This window comes from Herbaspirillum sp. CF444 (genome assembly GCF_000282135.1).
In the GTDB taxonomy this organism is placed as follows: Bacteria; Pseudomonadota; Gammaproteobacteria; order Burkholderiales; family Burkholderiaceae_D; genus Herbaspirillum.
Genome location: NZ_AKJW01000072.1, coordinates 1 through 16,335, shown reverse-complemented (window position 1 = coordinate 16,335; position 16,335 = coordinate 1). Strand labels below are relative to the sequence as shown.

Here is a 16,335-nt window from a genome sequence, read left to right as displayed (position 1 = left end):
CGCGCGAGGAGTCGGCCAGGGCAACCTTGGCGTAGGTGCCGCTTGTGCCATTCCTGGCGCGCGCGACGCTGACGACTTGCGCAGCATTGAGGTTGAAACCGTCGATGGTGATGGTGGTCATGGATTTCCTTGTCTTTCTCTGTCGGTCGGATTACTTCGCGCCGGCTTCAAACCACGCGCCGATCAGCGCGCGCTCTTCATCGGTCATGTGCGTCATGTTGGCCAGCGGCATGTCCTTGGTCTGGACCGCGCGTTGGTACACCTTGGCGGCGTGCTGGCGGATCAGTTCCGGTGTCTGCAGCATCATGCCTGCCGGTGCCGTCGCGAAGCCCGCTTGCGTCGGTTGCGCCGAGTGGCAGCTGGCGCAGCGTTGCTGAATGACTTCCTGGACGCGGGCAAAGCCGGCGGCGCCTGCCGGTGCGGCAGCAGCGGCGGCAGTTGGTGCGGCGCCGGCCGTCGGAGCAGCTTCTGCCGTGACAACCGGCGCAGGCGCCGGCGTGACTTTAGGCAGCGGCTTCGGTGCAATCGCAATCGCCACGACCAGCAACAGCGCGCAGCCGGCAATCGGAAAACCGATCGAGACCTTGCCGGCATGACGCAGGTTGAAGAAGTGACGGATCAGCACGCCGGCAGCCATGATCGCGGCCAGCACCAGCCAGCTGTAGGCATGGGTGTAGGTCATCGCGTAGTGGTTGCTGATCATGATGAACAGGATCGGCAGCGTGAAATAGTTGTTGTGCACGCTGCGTTGCTTGCCCTTCTTGCCGTAGATGGGATCAGGCGACTTGCCTTCCTTCATGGCTTCCACCAGCTTGCGCTGGCCGGGGATGATGACCATCAGCACGTTGCCGACCATGATGGTGCCGATCATGGCGCCGACGTGGATGTAGGCGGCGCGGCCGCTCAGCAGGTGCGTCAGCACATAGGCCACGGCGACGATGAAGACGAACATGACGATGCCGAGCAAGCCTTCGCGTTTGCCCAATGGAGATTTGCACAGCAGGTCGTAGACGATCCATCCGACCACCAGGGTGCCAAGGCCGACGCCGACCGATTGCAGGCCGGAGAGATCGGCGACCGACTTGTCGACCATCATGGCCGAGGCGTTGAAATAGTAGACGATGAACAGCATCGCGAAACCGGTGATCCAGGTGGCGTAGGCTTCCCACTTGAACCAGTGCAGTTCTTCCGGTAACTCGGAAGGCGCGACGAGGTACTTCTGCGGGTTGTAGAACCCACCGCCGTGCACGGCCCACAACTCGCCGGAGACGCCCTTCCTGGCCAGGTCGCTGCCTGGCTTCGGAGGACGGATGGAGTTGTCCAGCCAGACGAAATAAAACGATGCGCCGATCCACGCAATCCCGGTGATCAGATGCAGCCAGCGCACCAGCAGATTGAGCCACTCCACGCCATACGATACGAACAATGCTTCCATGTCTTCCCCACGTTTGTTCCTCACCTGCCACTGCGGGCGCTTCAGATGAGCGAGGCCGGGCCTCAAATCACAAAACGGTCGATCCGGAGCGGGTTCGCTTGAAGACGAACACACTCTCCGGATAAATAAGAAGACTTGCGCAGAGCGTCTCCTGCCTCTGCGTAAATCCTCGTTACCTGCTGCCGCGACGACCTCGATGGCGATTGCCATCCATTATTTTTTCAACAATCATTGTTGTCCTGGCCGTCACCTGCGCACAGACGGTGCGACCGGGATGGTGGAACGATAAACGTGTTGGGCTTTTAAAACATTGCCAACAGCTTATATTTGACATACGCATATTCATATACAACAATGCTTGCGTTATGTGGGAATCTCTATATTCTAAAAAACATAACTAGAGACAACCAGAGAACATACAACATCAACAAGTGTGGCCACCCTCCACGGGTAAGAAGGCTGTTCAGCGCGCCCTGCGCAAACGCCCGCCTCGCATTACCAGTTACCCGGAGACAATTATGTCCAGGCTGCCAGACCATCTCGATATTCACCTGATCCGCATCCTCTATCTGTTGCTGTGCGAAAAGAACGTGTCGCGCGTCGCACTGAAACTCAACCAGCCGCAACCGTCGATCTCGGCCTCGCTGCGCAAGCTGCGCGAGCTGACCGGCGATCCCTTGCTGGTGCGCGGCGCGCGCGGCATGGTGCCGACCCAGCACGGCGAAAGCCTGCTGAAGCCGGCCAAGCGCATCCTCGACGAAACCGAGCGCCTGTTCGTGCCCAAGACCGCGTTCGTGCCACAGGAAGAAGCGCGCACCTTCCACATCGCCGCGCCGGACTACATGAACACGCCCTTCTTCACCGAAGTCATCGCCCGCCTGCGCCGCGAATCACCCAAGAGCCACATCGTCATCCACGCGCTCGGACCGGAGACCGACTACGTGCGCCTGCTGTCGGACGGCGAACTCGACCTCGTCATCGCTAACTGGGACGAACCGCCGCCGCATCTGCATCTGTCCAAGCTGTTCGACGATCCCATCGTCTGCCTGATGCGTTCCGACTGCGCCTACGCCAAGCGCACCGCCAAGGATGCGATGACGATTGAAGATTACCTGAGCCTGCCGCACGCGGCGCCGTCGCAAATTTTGCCGGGCTATCACGGCACCATCGACAGCTTCCTGGAAAAGCAGAACCTGCATCGCAACGTCGTGGTCGAGTCCGCGCATTTCCGCATGCTGCCGTACATGGTGGCGCAGACCGACCTGGTGCTGACCGCCGGCCAGCAATTCGCCAGCTTCTATGAAAAGACCTTGTCGCTGAAAAGTTATAGCGTGCCGATCAAGTTTCCGCCGCTGCGCTTTTACCAGTTGTGGCACGAGCGCGTGCATCAGGCGACCGAACATAAATGGTTGCGCGCGCAGGTGAGCGCAGCCGCCAAGATGCTTGCCAATTAAGGCTTTGCGGCAACACATCAGCGATATAGCTTATATCCACATTCAGAAAACGAGTATTGGCCGGCTTATATATTGGACTGATTGATTTACTTTAGTATCGGCCCACAAGCCTGTACGGAGGATGTCGCTCAGAATCTGCTCCTTCCGTACAAGGACTTGACGAGAGGCCGTCGCACATCGAACCGCAGCGGCCTCCATATAAAAACTTGGAGACAGCCATGACAACCCAAAGCCCTCAGGGTCACCCGGTAGACGAAAGACTGCCGATACTCAAACTCGCCGCGCTGGGCATGCAACACGTACTCGTGATGTATGCCGGCGCCATCGCAGTACCGCTCATCGTCGGCGGTGCCCTAAACCTGCCTAAATCCGAAATTGCCTACCTGATCAGCGCCGACCTGTTCTGCTGCGGCCTGGTCACCATTATTCAAAGCCTCGGCATCTGGAAGTTCGGCATCCGCATGCCGGTCATGATGGGCGTCACCTTCGCCGCCGTCGGGCCGATGGTCGCCATGGCCAACAATCCTTCGCTGAGCATCCTGCACATCTACGGGGCCGTCATCGCGTCAGGGATATTCTGCATCCTGGCGTCGCCCTACATGAGCAAGCTCATGCGCTACTTCCCGCCGGTGGTCACCGGCACCGTCATCACGGTGATCGGGGTGTCGCTCATGGGCGTCGGCATCAACTGGGCCGCCGGCGGACAACCCATCATCGGCAAGCTGGTCGACGGCGTCTTCGTCAAGATCCCCAACCCCGACTACGGCTCGCCGCTCAGTCTCGCCATCGCCGCCATCGTCCTCGTTTCCATCCTGCTCATCACCAAATACGTCAAAGGCTTCATCGCCAACATCTCGGTGCTGATGGGCATGGTCGTCGGTTTCGTCATCGCCCTGTCGCTCGGCAAGATCAGCTTCGACGGCCTTGGCGCGGCGGAATGGTTTGCGGTGATCAAGCCCTTCCATTACGGCTGGCCGCAGTTCGACGTCGGCTCCATCATCAGCATGTGTCTGGTCATGATCGTCACCATGATCGAATCGACCGGCATGTTCATGGCGCTGGGCGACATCGTCGAGAAGAAAGTCGACGACAAGACGCTGGCGCGCGGTCTGCGCGTGGACGGTCTCGGCACGGTGATCGGCGGGATCTTCAACACCTTTCCCTACACCTCGTTCTCGCAAAACGTCGGTCTGGTCGGCGTTACCGGCATCCGCAGCCGCTATGTCTGCGTCGCGGCCGGGGTAATCCTGGCGGCATTCGGCCTGTTCCCCAAAATGGCGCACGTGGCGGCATCGATCCCGCAATTCGTGCTGGGCGGCGCCGGCATCGTGATGTTCGGCATGGTGGCCGCGACCGGGATCAAGATCCTGGCCAAGGTCGATTTCAACACCAACCGCAACAACTTGTTCATCGTCGCCATCAGCATCGGCGTGGGCATGATCCCGATTGTGGCTCCGACTTTTTTTGACAAGATGCCGGGCTTCTTGTCCACGATCTTCCATAGTGGCATATTGCTTGCATCCACCATGGCGGTCGTGCTGAACGTGTTCTTCAACGGTCGCGGCAGCGATGAAGAAGTCGCCAATTACGCGTTGGCTGCTGCGCAGAGTTCGGATCATTAAGATTTAAACAAAGCGGGTCCCACCCGCCCGGCAGCATTCAGCATTCTCGCAACACCACAGGACGGTGGGACCGTCCTGTCGCAAGTAATTACAAGCAGTCCGAAGCAATCGCAAGCAAACATACGCAACAGGTATCAGGATGACCACACTAGAACAATTGAACAGCAGCGCCGCGCGCGACGTCCCGGCTTTCGTCAAGACCCTGCACGGGATCTACGAGCACTCGCCATGGATTCCGGAACGGGCAGCCAGGCTCGCCCCCTTCGCCAACATCACGGCTCTCAAGCAAGCGCTGCAAGGCGTGGTCACCGCCGCCGACCGCGCAGAACAACTCGGCCTCATCCGCGCCCACCCGGAGCTGGCAGGCAAGGCCGCCATCGCCGGCGAACTGACCGCCGAGTCCACCGGCGAGCAAGCCAAGGCCGGCCTCAACCTGTGCACGCCGGAAGAATTCGCCACGCTGCAAAAACTCAACGCCGATTACAACGCCAAATTCGGTTTCCCCTTCATCCTCGCGGTCAAGGGCGCCACCGGCAAAGGCCTGACGCGCCAGCAAATCATCGCCACCTTCACGCGCCGCCTGCGCAACCAGCCGGAAGACGAACTGCGCGAAGCGCTGCGTCAGATCGGCCGCATTGCGGAAATGCGCATCAACGACCTGCTCGGCCACACGCCGGCCATCGGCGCCACCATCATGGAATGGGCCGAAGAAATCGGCGCCTGGAGCGACGACGAAGGCGCGCTGACCTGCACCTACATGACCGACGCCCATCGCCGCACCGCCGACCAGATCGCACACTGGATGCGCGAAGCCGGCATGCACGCGCACATCGACGCCGTCGGCAACGTGGTCGGCCGCTATCTCTCGACCGACCCGCAAGCCAAGACCCTGATGACCGGTTCGCACTACGACACCGTGCGCAACGGCGGCAAGTACGACGGCCGCGAAGGCATCCTGCTGCCGATCGCCATCGTCAAACATTTGCATGAAAAAGGCGAAACCCTGCCCTTCCATTTTGAAATCATCGGTTTCTCGGAAGAAGAAGGCGTGCGCTTCAAGAGCACCTTCCTGGGCAGCAACGCCATCATCGGCCAGTTCGACCTCAACCTGCTCGATCTCACCGACCGCGACGGCATAAGCATGCGCGATGTGCTCACGCAAGCCGGCCACGACGTCACCGCGATCCCCAAGATCGCACGCGACCCGTCCGACCTGCTCGGCTACGTCGAAGTCCACATCGAACAGGGCCCGGTCCTGCTCAACCGCGACCTGCCGGTCGGCATCGTCACCTCGATTGCCGGTAGCTCGCGCTACCTGGTCGACCTCAAGGGCGTCGCCAGCCACGCCGGTACCACGCCGATGAATATGCGCAAGGACGCTGCCGCCGCCGCAGCAGAAATCATCCTCTACGTCGAACAGCGTTGCGGTGAAGACCAGCACGCCTCGCTGGTCGGCACGGTAGGCCAGCTGCAAGTCCCCAACGGCTCCACCAACGTCATCCCCGGCGCCTGCACGCTATCGCTCGACATCCGCGCCGCCCGCGACGACGTGCGCGATAACGCGGTGGCAGACGTGCTCAAGAAGATCGAAGAAATCTGCCAGCGCCGCAGCGTCGACTTCAAGATCGAAAAGACCGTCTCCGCCCCAGCGGCCCCTTGCGCCGGTTGGCTGATGCAACAACTCGCCGCCGCCACCGAACGTGCCGGCGTCAAACCGTTCGAGCTGGCGTCAGGCGCCGGCCACGACGCCATGACGATCGCCAAGATGACCGATGTTGCGATGCTGTTCACGCGTTGCGGCAATGGCGGCATCAGCCACAATCCGCTGGAGACCATGACGGCGGATGACGCCGAAGTGTCGGCGCAGATCCTGCTGGATTTCTTGCGGAATTTCAAGGCGAAGGTGTAAGCAGCAACGCCACAAAATGACGACGCCGGATGCATCTATGGCGATGCCGAAGGCCAGCCATCCAAGGCAAAGCGAAGCGAGCCGGTTTCGCCGTTCCGCTTGGAGCCAGCCGGTGATGCGATGCAGAAAATGGAAAAAGAAGGACGCTTGTCTGAGCGAAGCGAGTTTAGCGTTCTTCCCATTTTTTGCTTCGCATCACCGGGAACCCCGAAGGGGCTGGATCCCGCGGTCGCCTTTCTTTGCTTACTTTCTTTGGCGAAGCAAAGAAAGTGAGCGGCTGCCGGGCCGCCCCCGGCAACCCCGGTCGTCCGAAGAAAGAAAAGAATCGGCTACCAATACACGCAACAAAGAAACAAAGCACCAATCAACAAAACCAGGCAAAGCGTTAATAGGGTTTAAAAGGGACTCCACTATCACCGGCGCCGCACCACCAACCAAGCAGAAACCAACACCCAGCGAGTCCCGACAATGACCAAAACCCTCTTAATCAAAAACGCCACCGTCGTAGTAACAATGAACGACACAAGAGAAGAAATCAAAAACGGCGCCCTCTTCATCCGCGACAACGTCATCGAACAAGTCGGCAAAACGGCAGACCTTCCCCAAACCGCTGACGAAATCATCGACGCAACGAACCACGTGGTGCTACCCGGCCTGATCAACACCCACCACCACATGTACCAAAGCCTCACGCGCGTGATCCCCGCCGCGCAAGACGGCGAACTGTTCAACTGGCTCACCAACCTCTACCCGATCTGGGCCGGCCTGACACCGGAAATGATCAAGGTCTCCACGCTCACCGCGATGGCCGAATTGATCCTCTCCGGCTGCACCACCAGCAGCGATCACCTGTATATCTACCCGAACAAGACCCGCCTCGACGACAGCATCGAAGCCGCCCGGCAGATCGGCATGCGCTTCCACGGCGCGCGCGGCGCGATGAGCGTCGGCCAGTCCAAAGGCGGCCTACCGCCGGACCGCGTGGTCGAAGACGAGAAAGACATCCTGCGCGACACCCAGCGCCTGATCGAGACCTACCACGACCACGGCCGCCACGCCATGCAACGCATCGTGGTCGCCCCCTGTTCGCCATTCTCGGTCTCGCGCGACCTCATGCGCGAAGCCGCCGACATGGCGCGCAGCTACAAAGTCTCGCTGCACACCCACCTCGCCGAAAACGTCAACGACATCGCCTACAGCCGCGAAAAATTCAATATGACGCCGGCCGAATACGCCGAAGACTGCGGCTGGGTCGGCCACGACGTCTGGCACGCGCACTGCGTCCAGCTCGACGACCACGGCATCGATCTGTTCGCCCGCACCGGCACCGGCGTGGCGCATTGTCCCTGTTCCAACATGCGCCTGGCCTCCGGCATCGCGCCGATCCGCAAGATGATCGCTGCCGGCGTGCCGGTCGGTCTGGGCGTCGACGGCAGCGCCTCCAACGACGGCGCCCACATGATGGGCGAAGTGCGCCAGGCCATGCTGCTGCAACGCGTCGGCTTCGGCCCCGACGCGATGACCGCGCGGCAAGCGCTGGAAATCGCCACGCTGGGCGGCGCCAAGGTCTTGAACCGCGACGACATCGGCGCACTGAAGCCGGGCATGTCGGCCGACGTGGTGATGTTCAAACTGGACGCGATCGGTTTCGCCGGCGCGCTGCACGACCCGGTGGCGGCGCTGGTGTTCTGCACGCCGCCCAACGTATCCTGCAGCATCATCAACGGCCGCGTGATCGTGCGTGACGGCCAGTGCACAACAATCGATCTCGGATCAGTCATCGAGCACCACAACGCGCTGGCGTTTGAACTGGCCAACGCAGCAAACTAAGTTAACTGCCAGGAACAGCAAAGGTATCCCATGAAAATCGCCAACATGAAAATCGGCCAACGCCTGGCCATCGGCTTCGGCATCGTGATCGTCCTGCTGGTCGCCATCACCGCGCTCAGCAACATCCAGCTGGGCCGCCTCAACGACGGCATCAACCTGATCACCAAGGACCGCTACCCCAAGACCGTGCTGGCCAACACCATCCAGATCCAGGTCAACAAGATCGCCCTCGACATCCGCGACATCATGCTGACCGGCGATGCCGAGAAAATCAAATTCCTGGTCGGCGATGCCACCGCCGCCGACAAGAAGATGAACGACAGCCTCGCGCAGATGCAATCGATTGCAAAGACCGATGAAGACAAGCGCTACGTCAAGGACGCCATGACCGCGCGCGACGCCTACCTCCCCGTACGCGACGGCCTCATGAAGCTGGCGCTGGCCGGCCAGATCGACGAAGCCAAGGCCTACCTGCCGCAACAGTTCATGCCGCTGCAGATCAAATACTTCATCGCGCTCGACGCCATGTTCGACTACCAGGGCGGACTGATGGACGCCGCCGGCGACAAGGCCAGCAGCGAATCCGGCAGCGCCCGCATGATCATCAACACGCTCGCCGGCATCACGCTGCTGCTGTCGGCCGCCGTCGCCTGGCTGGTCTCGCGCAGCATCACGCGTCCGCTGACCGAAGCAGTCGGCGTCGCCCGCCGCGTCGCCGACGGCGACCTCACGACGAAGGTCGAAGTCAAATCCACCGACGAAACCGGCCAGCTCATGTCCGCGCTGCAGACCATGAACGGCAACCTCTACAACATCGTCAGCCAGGTGCGGCAAGGCACCGACACCATCGCCACCGCATCGGGTGAAATCGCCACCGGCAACATGGACCTGTCGGCGCGCACCGAACAGCAAGCCGGCTCGCTCGAAGAAACCGCCTCGGCCATGGAAGAACTCACCTCCACCGTCAGGCAAAACGCCGACAACGCGCGCCAGGCCAACCAACTGGCCGTATCCGCATCGAGCGTCGCGGTCGACGGCGGCACCGTCGTCGGCAAGGTAGTCGACACCATGAGTTCGATCAACGACTCGTCCAAGAAGATCGTCGACATCATCGGCGTGATTGACGGCATCGCCTTCCAGACCAACATCCTCGCGCTCAACGCCGCCGTCGAAGCAGCCCGCGCCGGCGAACAGGGCCGCGGCTTTGCGGTAGTCGCCAGCGAAGTGCGCAGCCTGGCCCAGCGCAGCGCGGCCGCCGCCAAGGAAATCAAGATCCTCATCGACGACTCCGTCGCCAAGGTCGACACCGGCAGCAAACTGGTGGAACAAGCCGGCACCACCATGACCGAAGTCGTCGCCAGCGTCAAACGGGTAACGGACATCGTCGGCGAAATCAGCGCCGCCAGCCAGGAACAAAGCCAGGGCATCGAAGAAGTCGGCCGCGCCATCACCAGCATCGACGAGACCACGCAGCAAAATGCGGCGCTGGTCGAAGAGTCGGCGGCGGCAGCGCAATCGCTGCAGGATCAGGCGGCCAAGCTGATGCAACTGGTCAGCGTATTCAAGCTGGATCAGCAGATGACGGGAACTGCGCCGGTCGTGCCAGCGCGGAAAGCGCCAGTCAATATCACACCCAAGCCGGTCCAGTTGAAGCAGGCGAAGAAGCCGGCTACCTCTGCCGCGCCTGCCTTGACCTCGACGGCCAAGCAGGTCACGGTAGCGGCTGGCAAGGATGACGACTGGGAACAGTTCTGACTTTAACCCCGAGGTGACACCGATAATCTAGGGTCTGGGTCGCCACCATGCTGTGGAATAACTGACATATCACTGACAAACACAAGGCCACTCGCGCTGCATGAACAGGCGGTACCAAAAGCACCGTTTTTTTTATTTCTGCCCCCACCCTTTTTTCTTTACTTTGATTTACTATTTATTCCACAAAAATGAGCGAATCAGTTAAATGCTGAATTCGTTTCCAAGCTATCTAAAAATACCTACATGCTTGCAACGGGGAAATCTGCCAATCAAAAACTCCACCCGCAGTTTCCTCTTGACCAAACAGCATCCTCCCAAGTATCTCTGAGTCATTATCGTATTGATGCCGCCTGGCGCTGTCCTGCGATCGTTTCCCCTTTTTCAATAACCCCGTTCGTCCTTCCTGTTCAGCGATTACCGCGAGACCGGATGACGCACGTCCAATGCAAGCCGGCCGCCCCAGCAAAAACACAAATCAAACCCCAACAACGCTGTTCTCCTTCCTCTCTTTCACCACGCCCATGACCACCGATAAAAATCCATCCACATCTTCGATGCTCGCATCCGCTTTCCCTCTGATGAAGAATGTTGTTCTGCTCGCCACACTTGCGGTGCTTGCTTCAGGATGTGTGACAGTAAATAAACAACCACTCGCCGCCAGCAACATTCCAGCCTTCAAGGACCAGAGCATGGCGCCGACGACGCGCGACAAGCCGAACTTCGTTGCGATGACCGCAGGCAAAGCCGCCTTTGCGCTCCTCGGGACATTCGCAATGATTTCGGAAGGCAACCAGATAGTTGAAAAAAATCAGGTCAGCGATCCTGCTGACTCCATTGCGTCCGCGCTGACCTCGACTCTCTCCGAGAGATATGGCGCGCATGCAGTCTCCGCACCGATTGCTGTCAACAGCGAAGATACTGGCCAAATTTCCGCCTCCGCCAAGGACCGGGCCCGCTATATCGTCGATGTACAGACCGTAGGTTGGGGATTCGGTTATTTCCCTACAGACTGGACACACTATCGCGTTTTCTACAACGCGAAAGCCCGCCTGATCGACGCGCAAAACAAGTCCCTGATCGCTGAAGGTTTCTGCAAACGCTTCCCAACAGAATCCGAAGGTGCGCCGACGTACGACGAACTCATGGCCAATGAAGCGACGCTGCTGAAAGCGAAGCTTTCAACGGCGATGACTGAGTGTGTTGCAACACTTCAGGCCGAAATGTTTCCGCAGTAAACCGGCTCATTCCTACTGAAAACAAAGTCCATTTTTCATCAGCGGCATCTTTGCACCACCATACTCCATCAACTCGAAAGGAAGATTCATGAAGCATATTTTCTCCTGCGCCATCGTTGTCAGCAGCCTGGTCGGATGCGCATCGGTACCTATGGGGGATCCACAGAAAGACGCGGCATTGAAGACGTTCAAAGCGCCTGAAGGTAACTCCGGCGTCTATATCTATCGTAACGAATCCTTAGGTACTGCAATACGCATGGATGTGGCCATTGATGGCGAAGCAATCGGACAGACAGCGGCAAAAACTTATTTTTACAAAGAACTTCCACCTGGCAAACACGTGATTACGTCCAAGACGGAGAATGTAGACACGCTTGAAATTGAAACCAAGCCGGGCGTGCTGAGCTACGTTTGGCAAGAAGTCAAATTGGGCATCCTCTCTGCGCGTAGCAAGCTGCATTTGGTCAGCGAAGATGAAGGTAAGAAAGGCGTTCTGGAAACCAAGCTGGCCGAAAGCAAATAAGCAAGACGCGGCACAAATCAATAACTCCCCCGCTTGTAAAACGGGGGAGTTCTATAGCATTGCACTACTAATTCTTTTGCCTGGTTACGCCGATGAAAACTGCATCGGGCAAGAGGAACAAGAGAGACGCCGGCGGCATTAAGAAAACTACGCACTGCTCGAATTTAACTCCTTAGTTTTCAGCAGCTGATTACAATGCACCAATCTCTTCCCCCTATCGGCAACCATGAACACGTCTCAACTAAGAAAATTCTGCGACGCCCTACCGGCAACAACATCACGTATCGCCCTGCCGCCATCCAATATCCTGGTCTACTCCGTGGGAGAAAAAAACTTCGCCTGGTTCAAAACCAGCGATCCGGAAAAATGGCGCTTCAGCTTCCGCGTCAGTCCCGATCGTTTCATCGAATTGACCGACATGCCCGGTATCAAGCCTGCACGTTATATGTCGCGCTTTCACTGGATCACGATTGTGGATGTGCGCAGCATGCCGGAGGATTATTTGAAGGAGCTGGTGCGGTGGGCTTATGAAAAGGCGTTGTCTAGTCTTAGCAAAAAACAGCGAATTGAGATTCTAAAAATACTCTAAGGCGCTTTTTAACTTCAATCCAAATAAGGTAAAGATGACTGTTACCTCTTGTCAAAAGCACAAAAATCGTGGAAACAATTTCTAAAATTGAAGCAGCAAAGCGACAGCTAGACACAGCGATACGCTTACTCTTTCAGCGTGACGATGTTATTGCAATTCACTCATTAGCAGTCAGCGCAGCAAATATATTTAGCGATATTGCAGAACAGAGTGCGGAAAAAAAGTCTTGGCGAGAAATGCTACGCGAAGACAATAAGATGTCCATCGCTGAGGTAAAAAAGGTAATCCATCACTCTTGGAACTTCTTCAAGCATGCAGACAAGGACCCTCATGGGGTCCTTGTCTTTGATCCGTCCGAAACCGATCACATTATCTTTATCTCCACGTTAGAGTGCGGTGAACTGGCCAGCACTTCCATAGAAATGCAAGTATTTCAGCTCTGGTTTCTCTCCGTAGGGAAAATATCGCTGGAAGAGAACAATGAAATACAAATATTCTCAAAAAACCTGTTTCCCAACCTAGATAGGTTATCCAGAAATGAGCAATTGTCCGCTGGACATCTAATGCTAATGAAACAAAAATCCAACGTGAACCTTCTTTAGTCATTACCAGAATAAATACTAGTTAGTTCCCCCGACGTCTCCCCACACCTCCGCCAACCTCAACAAATTGGTACTCCCCGGCTGCCCGAACGGCATGCCGGCGGTGATGGCGATCTGATCGCCTTTCTTGGCAAACCCCTCCTTCAACGCCGTCTGACATGCCGCGCTGACCATGTCGCTTTCGTTGTGAATCTGGTCGCTGATCGTTGAGTGCACGCCCCAGACCAACGCCAACTTACGTGCGGTCGCGATCTTGGGCGTGATGCTCAGGATCGGCGCCATCGGGCGTTCGCGGGCGGCGCGCAGGCTGGTGTGGCCGGAGCTGGTGTAGGTCACGGTGGCGGCGGCGCCGACGATGCGGGTGACGTCGCGCAAGGCTGAGCAGATGGCATCCGAGCTGTTGGCTTGCGGCGTCTCTTGCTGGGCGTCGAGCATGTTGCGGTAGAGCGGGTCGCGTTCGACTTCGCTGATGACGCGGTCCATCATGGCGACGGCTTGCAGCGGGTAAGCGCCGTTGGCGGATTCGGCCGACAGCATGACGGCGTCGGAGCCGTCGTAGATGGCGCTGGCGACGTCGGAGACTTCGGCGCGGGTCGGCACGGGACTCGTGATCATGGATTCCAGCATCTGGGTGGCGATGACGATCGGGCGGCCGTGTTGGCGGCAGACGCGCAGGATGCGCTTTTGCGTGCCGGGGACGCGCTCCGGCGGCAGCTCGACGCCGAGGTCGCCGCGCGCGACCATGATGGCGTCGGAGGCCTGGACGATTTCATCGAGGCGGTCGAGGGCGGCCGGCTTTTCCAGTTTGGACAGCACAGCGGCGCGGCCGTTGATCAGGGCGCGCGCTTCGAGCACGTCTTCCGGACGCTGAACGAAGGACAGGGCAATCCAGTCGACGCCGAGTTCCAGTGCGAAGGACAGGTCGCGTTTGTCCTTCTCGGTGAGTGCTGGAATCGGCAGCACGGCGTCGGGTACGTTGACGCCCTTGCGGTCGGACAAGGCGCCGCCGTTGATGACTTTGGTACGGATGCGTTGGCCATCACTATCGAGCACTTGCAGCCGCAGCTTGCCGTCGTCGAGCAGCAGCGACTGGCCGGCGGCGATGACTTCAAACAGTTCGGCATGCGGCAGGCAGACGCGGGTGTTGTCGCCGGGCGTGGTGTCGCTGTCGAGGACGAACTCCTGCCCTGCTTCCAACTGAACCTTGCCGTCGGCGAACTGGCCGACACGCAGCTTGGGGCCTTGCAGGTCAGCGAGGATGGCGATCGGACGGCCAACTTCGCGCTCGACGGCGCGCACGATTTCAAAACGGGCGTGGTGGTCGGCATGGGTGCCGTGGCTGAAGTTGAAGCGGAACACATCGGCGCCAGCTTCGAACAGGGCTTTGATCATTTCTTTGGTGGCGCTGGCTGGGCCGAGTGTGGCTACGATTTTTGCCTGGCGTTGACGTCGCATGGACGGGTCTCCTTGGGTTGTTGGTTTGCGGCGTCATTTGTTTTATTTGATGAAACGCACGACACTGGGTCCCAGCCTTCGCTGGGACGACGGGGATATATTTTTTTAGAGAATAAAAATGGCGCGGAAGTCGTTCACGTTGGTTCTGGTCGGGCCGCTGACGACAAGGTCGCCGAGCGCACTGAAGAAGCCGTAGCCGTCGTTGTTCTCCAGCAGCGCTTTAGGATTGAGGCCGAGTTCTTCGGCGCGCTTCATGGAGTCCGGCTGATAGATCGCACCGGCGTTGTCTTCCGAACCGTCAATGCCGTCCGTATCGCAGGCGATTGCGTGCATGCCGGGTGCGCCGTTGAGGGCATTGGCGAGGCTCAACAAGAATTCCGCATTGCGTCCGCCGCGACCAGTGCCGCGCACGGTGACGGTGGTTTCGCCGCCGGAGATCAGCACGCAGGGTTTCTTGAACGGCTGGTCGTACTGGGCGATCTGTCTGGCGATGGCAGCGTGGGCGAGGCCGATGTCGCGTGCTTCGCCTTCCATGTCGTCGGACAGGATGTAGGGCGTAATGCCTGCTGCGATGGCGGTAGCGGCTGCCGCCTGCAGGGCTTGCTGGGCGGTGGCGATGACGTGGTGTTCATTTGCTTTGAGGCGTTCATCGCCGGGCTTGGGGGTTTCGCCGATGCCGGATTCTAGGTGCGCTTGCACCGATGGCGGAATCTCGATCTTGTATTTGCGCAGCACCGCCAGCGCGTCGGCGCAGGTGGTAGCGTCGGGCAAGGTCGGACCGCTGGCGATGATGCCGGGATCGTCGCCGGGAATGTCGGAAATCATCAGCGTCACCACGCGCGCCGGTGCACAGGCCAGTGCGAGGCGACCGCCTTTGATGGCGGAGAGGTGTTTGCGCACGCAGTTCATTTCGAAGATGTTGGCGCCGCTTTTGAGCAGGGCTTTGTTGACGGCCTGCTTTTGTTCGAGGGTGATGCCTTCTGCGGGTAATGCAAGCAACGCGGAACCGCCGCCGGAAATCAGGCAGAGAACGAGGTCGTCTTTGGTGAGGCCTTTGACCATGGCCAGCATGCGTGCCGCAGCTTGACGGCCGGCTTCGTCGGGCACGGGGTGGGAGGCTTCGACGACTTCGATTCTTTTGCAATCGGCGCCGTGGCCGTATCTGGTCACGACCAGTCCTGATAGCTCGCCGGGCCAGTGTTCTTCTACTGTTTTTGCCATGGCTGCGGCGCCTTTGCCTGCGCCTATTACCAGGGTTCTTCCTTGCTTTGGGGGTTTCGGCAAGAAGCTGGGCAGGGATTTTTGTGCGCTTACTGCGGAGACGGCTGCAGTGTAGAGGTCGAGGAGGAATTGGCGAGGGGTGCTTTGCATGGCGTTTGTTTCCTTTTGTTCCGACTTGCTTGTTGTGCGTTGATGAATGCTGTTCTTTCTTCGATCAACCCTTCGCCGGGGGTAGCCCGGCAGCTACTCACTTTCTTTGCTTCGCCAAAGAAAGTAAGCAAAGAAAGGCGACCGCGATTCGTCGCCCCCTTCGGGGGTTCCCGTTGATGCCACGCACAAATCGGGAAGGGAAAACAACTCGCTTCGCTCAGACATTTTTCCCTTCTTTTTCCGATTTGTGCGCGTCACCAACGGCAACTCATAAGCGGTAACTGCCCCAGCGGCTCGCCTTCGGCATCGCACTGTCACACGTGCGTCGACGATTTTTAGGCCGTCGTCCCAGCGAACGCTGGGACCCAGTGACGTCAGTGCCTCACTCAACCCTCTTCACGACGCTGGGTTCCAACTTTCGTTGGAACGACGAACCTAAAGAGACCGGATAAATTTGAACCATCTCCCTCCCCTGGCGATGCGCAGCGAGCCAGTCTCGAAGTCCGCTTGAGAGTAGCCGGTGACGGCAGGGGGAAATCGGATGAAGAGAAAAAA

At 58.8% G+C, this 16,335-nt stretch carries 12 protein-coding genes; 9 read left to right on the top strand and 3 right to left on the bottom strand.

Translation table 11 applies throughout. The features are described from left to right. Positions 1–151 precede the first annotated feature (151 nt). On the bottom strand, positions 152–1,435 hold the full coding sequence (locus tag PMI16_RS16965; protein WP_007881761.1) for a urate hydroxylase PuuD: 1,284 nt from the start codon (positions 1,433–1,435) through the stop codon (positions 152–154). Between the two features lie 518 nt (positions 1,436–1,953). Between PMI16_RS16965 and PMI16_RS16960 the strand changes: the two genes are divergently transcribed. From PMI16_RS16960 to PMI16_RS16920, 9 genes are all read left to right on the top strand, one after another. Next, the gene (locus tag PMI16_RS16960; protein WP_007881759.1) at positions 1,954–2,889 is read left to right on the top strand and encodes a LysR substrate-binding domain-containing protein; all 936 of its coding nucleotides are present in this window, start codon (positions 1,954–1,956) and stop codon (positions 2,887–2,889) included. A gap of 218 nt (positions 2,890–3,107) precedes the next feature. After that, complete coding sequence (locus PMI16_RS16955) at positions 3,108–4,511, top strand: nucleobase:cation symporter-2 family protein (protein ID WP_007881757.1); 1,404 nt, start codon at positions 3,108–3,110, stop codon at positions 4,509–4,511. Positions 4,512–4,650: 139 nt separating this feature from the next. Further along, positions 4,651–6,420, top strand: coding sequence for an allantoate amidohydrolase (locus PMI16_RS16950; protein WP_007881752.1), 1,770 nt, complete (start codon positions 4,651–4,653; stop codon positions 6,418–6,420). 468 nt (positions 6,421–6,888) lie between these two features. Next, entirely contained in the window at positions 6,889–8,250 is a 1,362-nt protein-coding gene (locus PMI16_RS16945) for an 8-oxoguanine deaminase (RefSeq protein ID WP_007881751.1), read from the top strand. 30 nt (positions 8,251–8,280) lie between these two features. Then, positions 8,281–10,005 carry a methyl-accepting chemotaxis protein gene (locus PMI16_RS16940; protein ID WP_007881750.1) on the top strand — a complete coding sequence of 575 codons (1,725 nt, stop codon included), beginning with the start codon at positions 8,281–8,283 and terminating at the stop codon, positions 10,003–10,005. Between the two features lie 443 nt (positions 10,006–10,448). Continuing rightward, positions 10,449–11,240: a hypothetical protein gene (locus tag PMI16_RS16935; RefSeq protein WP_157212675.1), complete on the top strand. Its 792-nt coding sequence runs from the start codon at positions 10,449–10,451 to the stop codon at positions 11,238–11,240. Between the two features lie 88 nt (positions 11,241–11,328). Continuing rightward, a complete protein-coding gene (locus PMI16_RS16930) occupies positions 11,329–11,763 on the top strand; it encodes a DUF2846 domain-containing protein (protein ID WP_007881741.1) in 435 nt (144 codons plus the stop codon). Positions 11,764–11,989: 226 nt separating this feature from the next. After that, positions 11,990–12,352, top strand: a complete 363-nt coding sequence (locus PMI16_RS16925; protein WP_007881731.1) for an MmcQ/YjbR family DNA-binding protein — start codon at positions 11,990–11,992, stop codon at positions 12,350–12,352. Positions 12,353–12,420: 68 nt separating this feature from the next. Further along, entirely contained in the window at positions 12,421–12,954 is a 534-nt protein-coding gene (locus tag PMI16_RS16920; protein ID WP_157212674.1) for a hypothetical protein, read from the top strand. A gap of 18 nt (positions 12,955–12,972) precedes the next feature. On the opposite strand, the gene pyk is transcribed toward PMI16_RS16920, so the two are convergent. Then, positions 12,973–14,409 carry a pyruvate kinase gene (pyk, locus tag PMI16_RS16915; RefSeq protein WP_007881726.1) on the bottom strand — a complete coding sequence of 479 codons (1,437 nt, stop codon included), beginning with the start codon at positions 14,407–14,409 and terminating at the stop codon, positions 12,973–12,975. 105 nt (positions 14,410–14,514) lie between these two features. Beyond that, positions 14,515–15,780: a glycerate kinase type-2 family protein gene (locus PMI16_RS16910; protein WP_007881724.1), complete on the bottom strand. Its 1,266-nt coding sequence runs from the start codon at positions 15,778–15,780 to the stop codon at positions 14,515–14,517. Between the last annotated feature and the right edge of the window lie 555 nt (positions 15,781–16,335).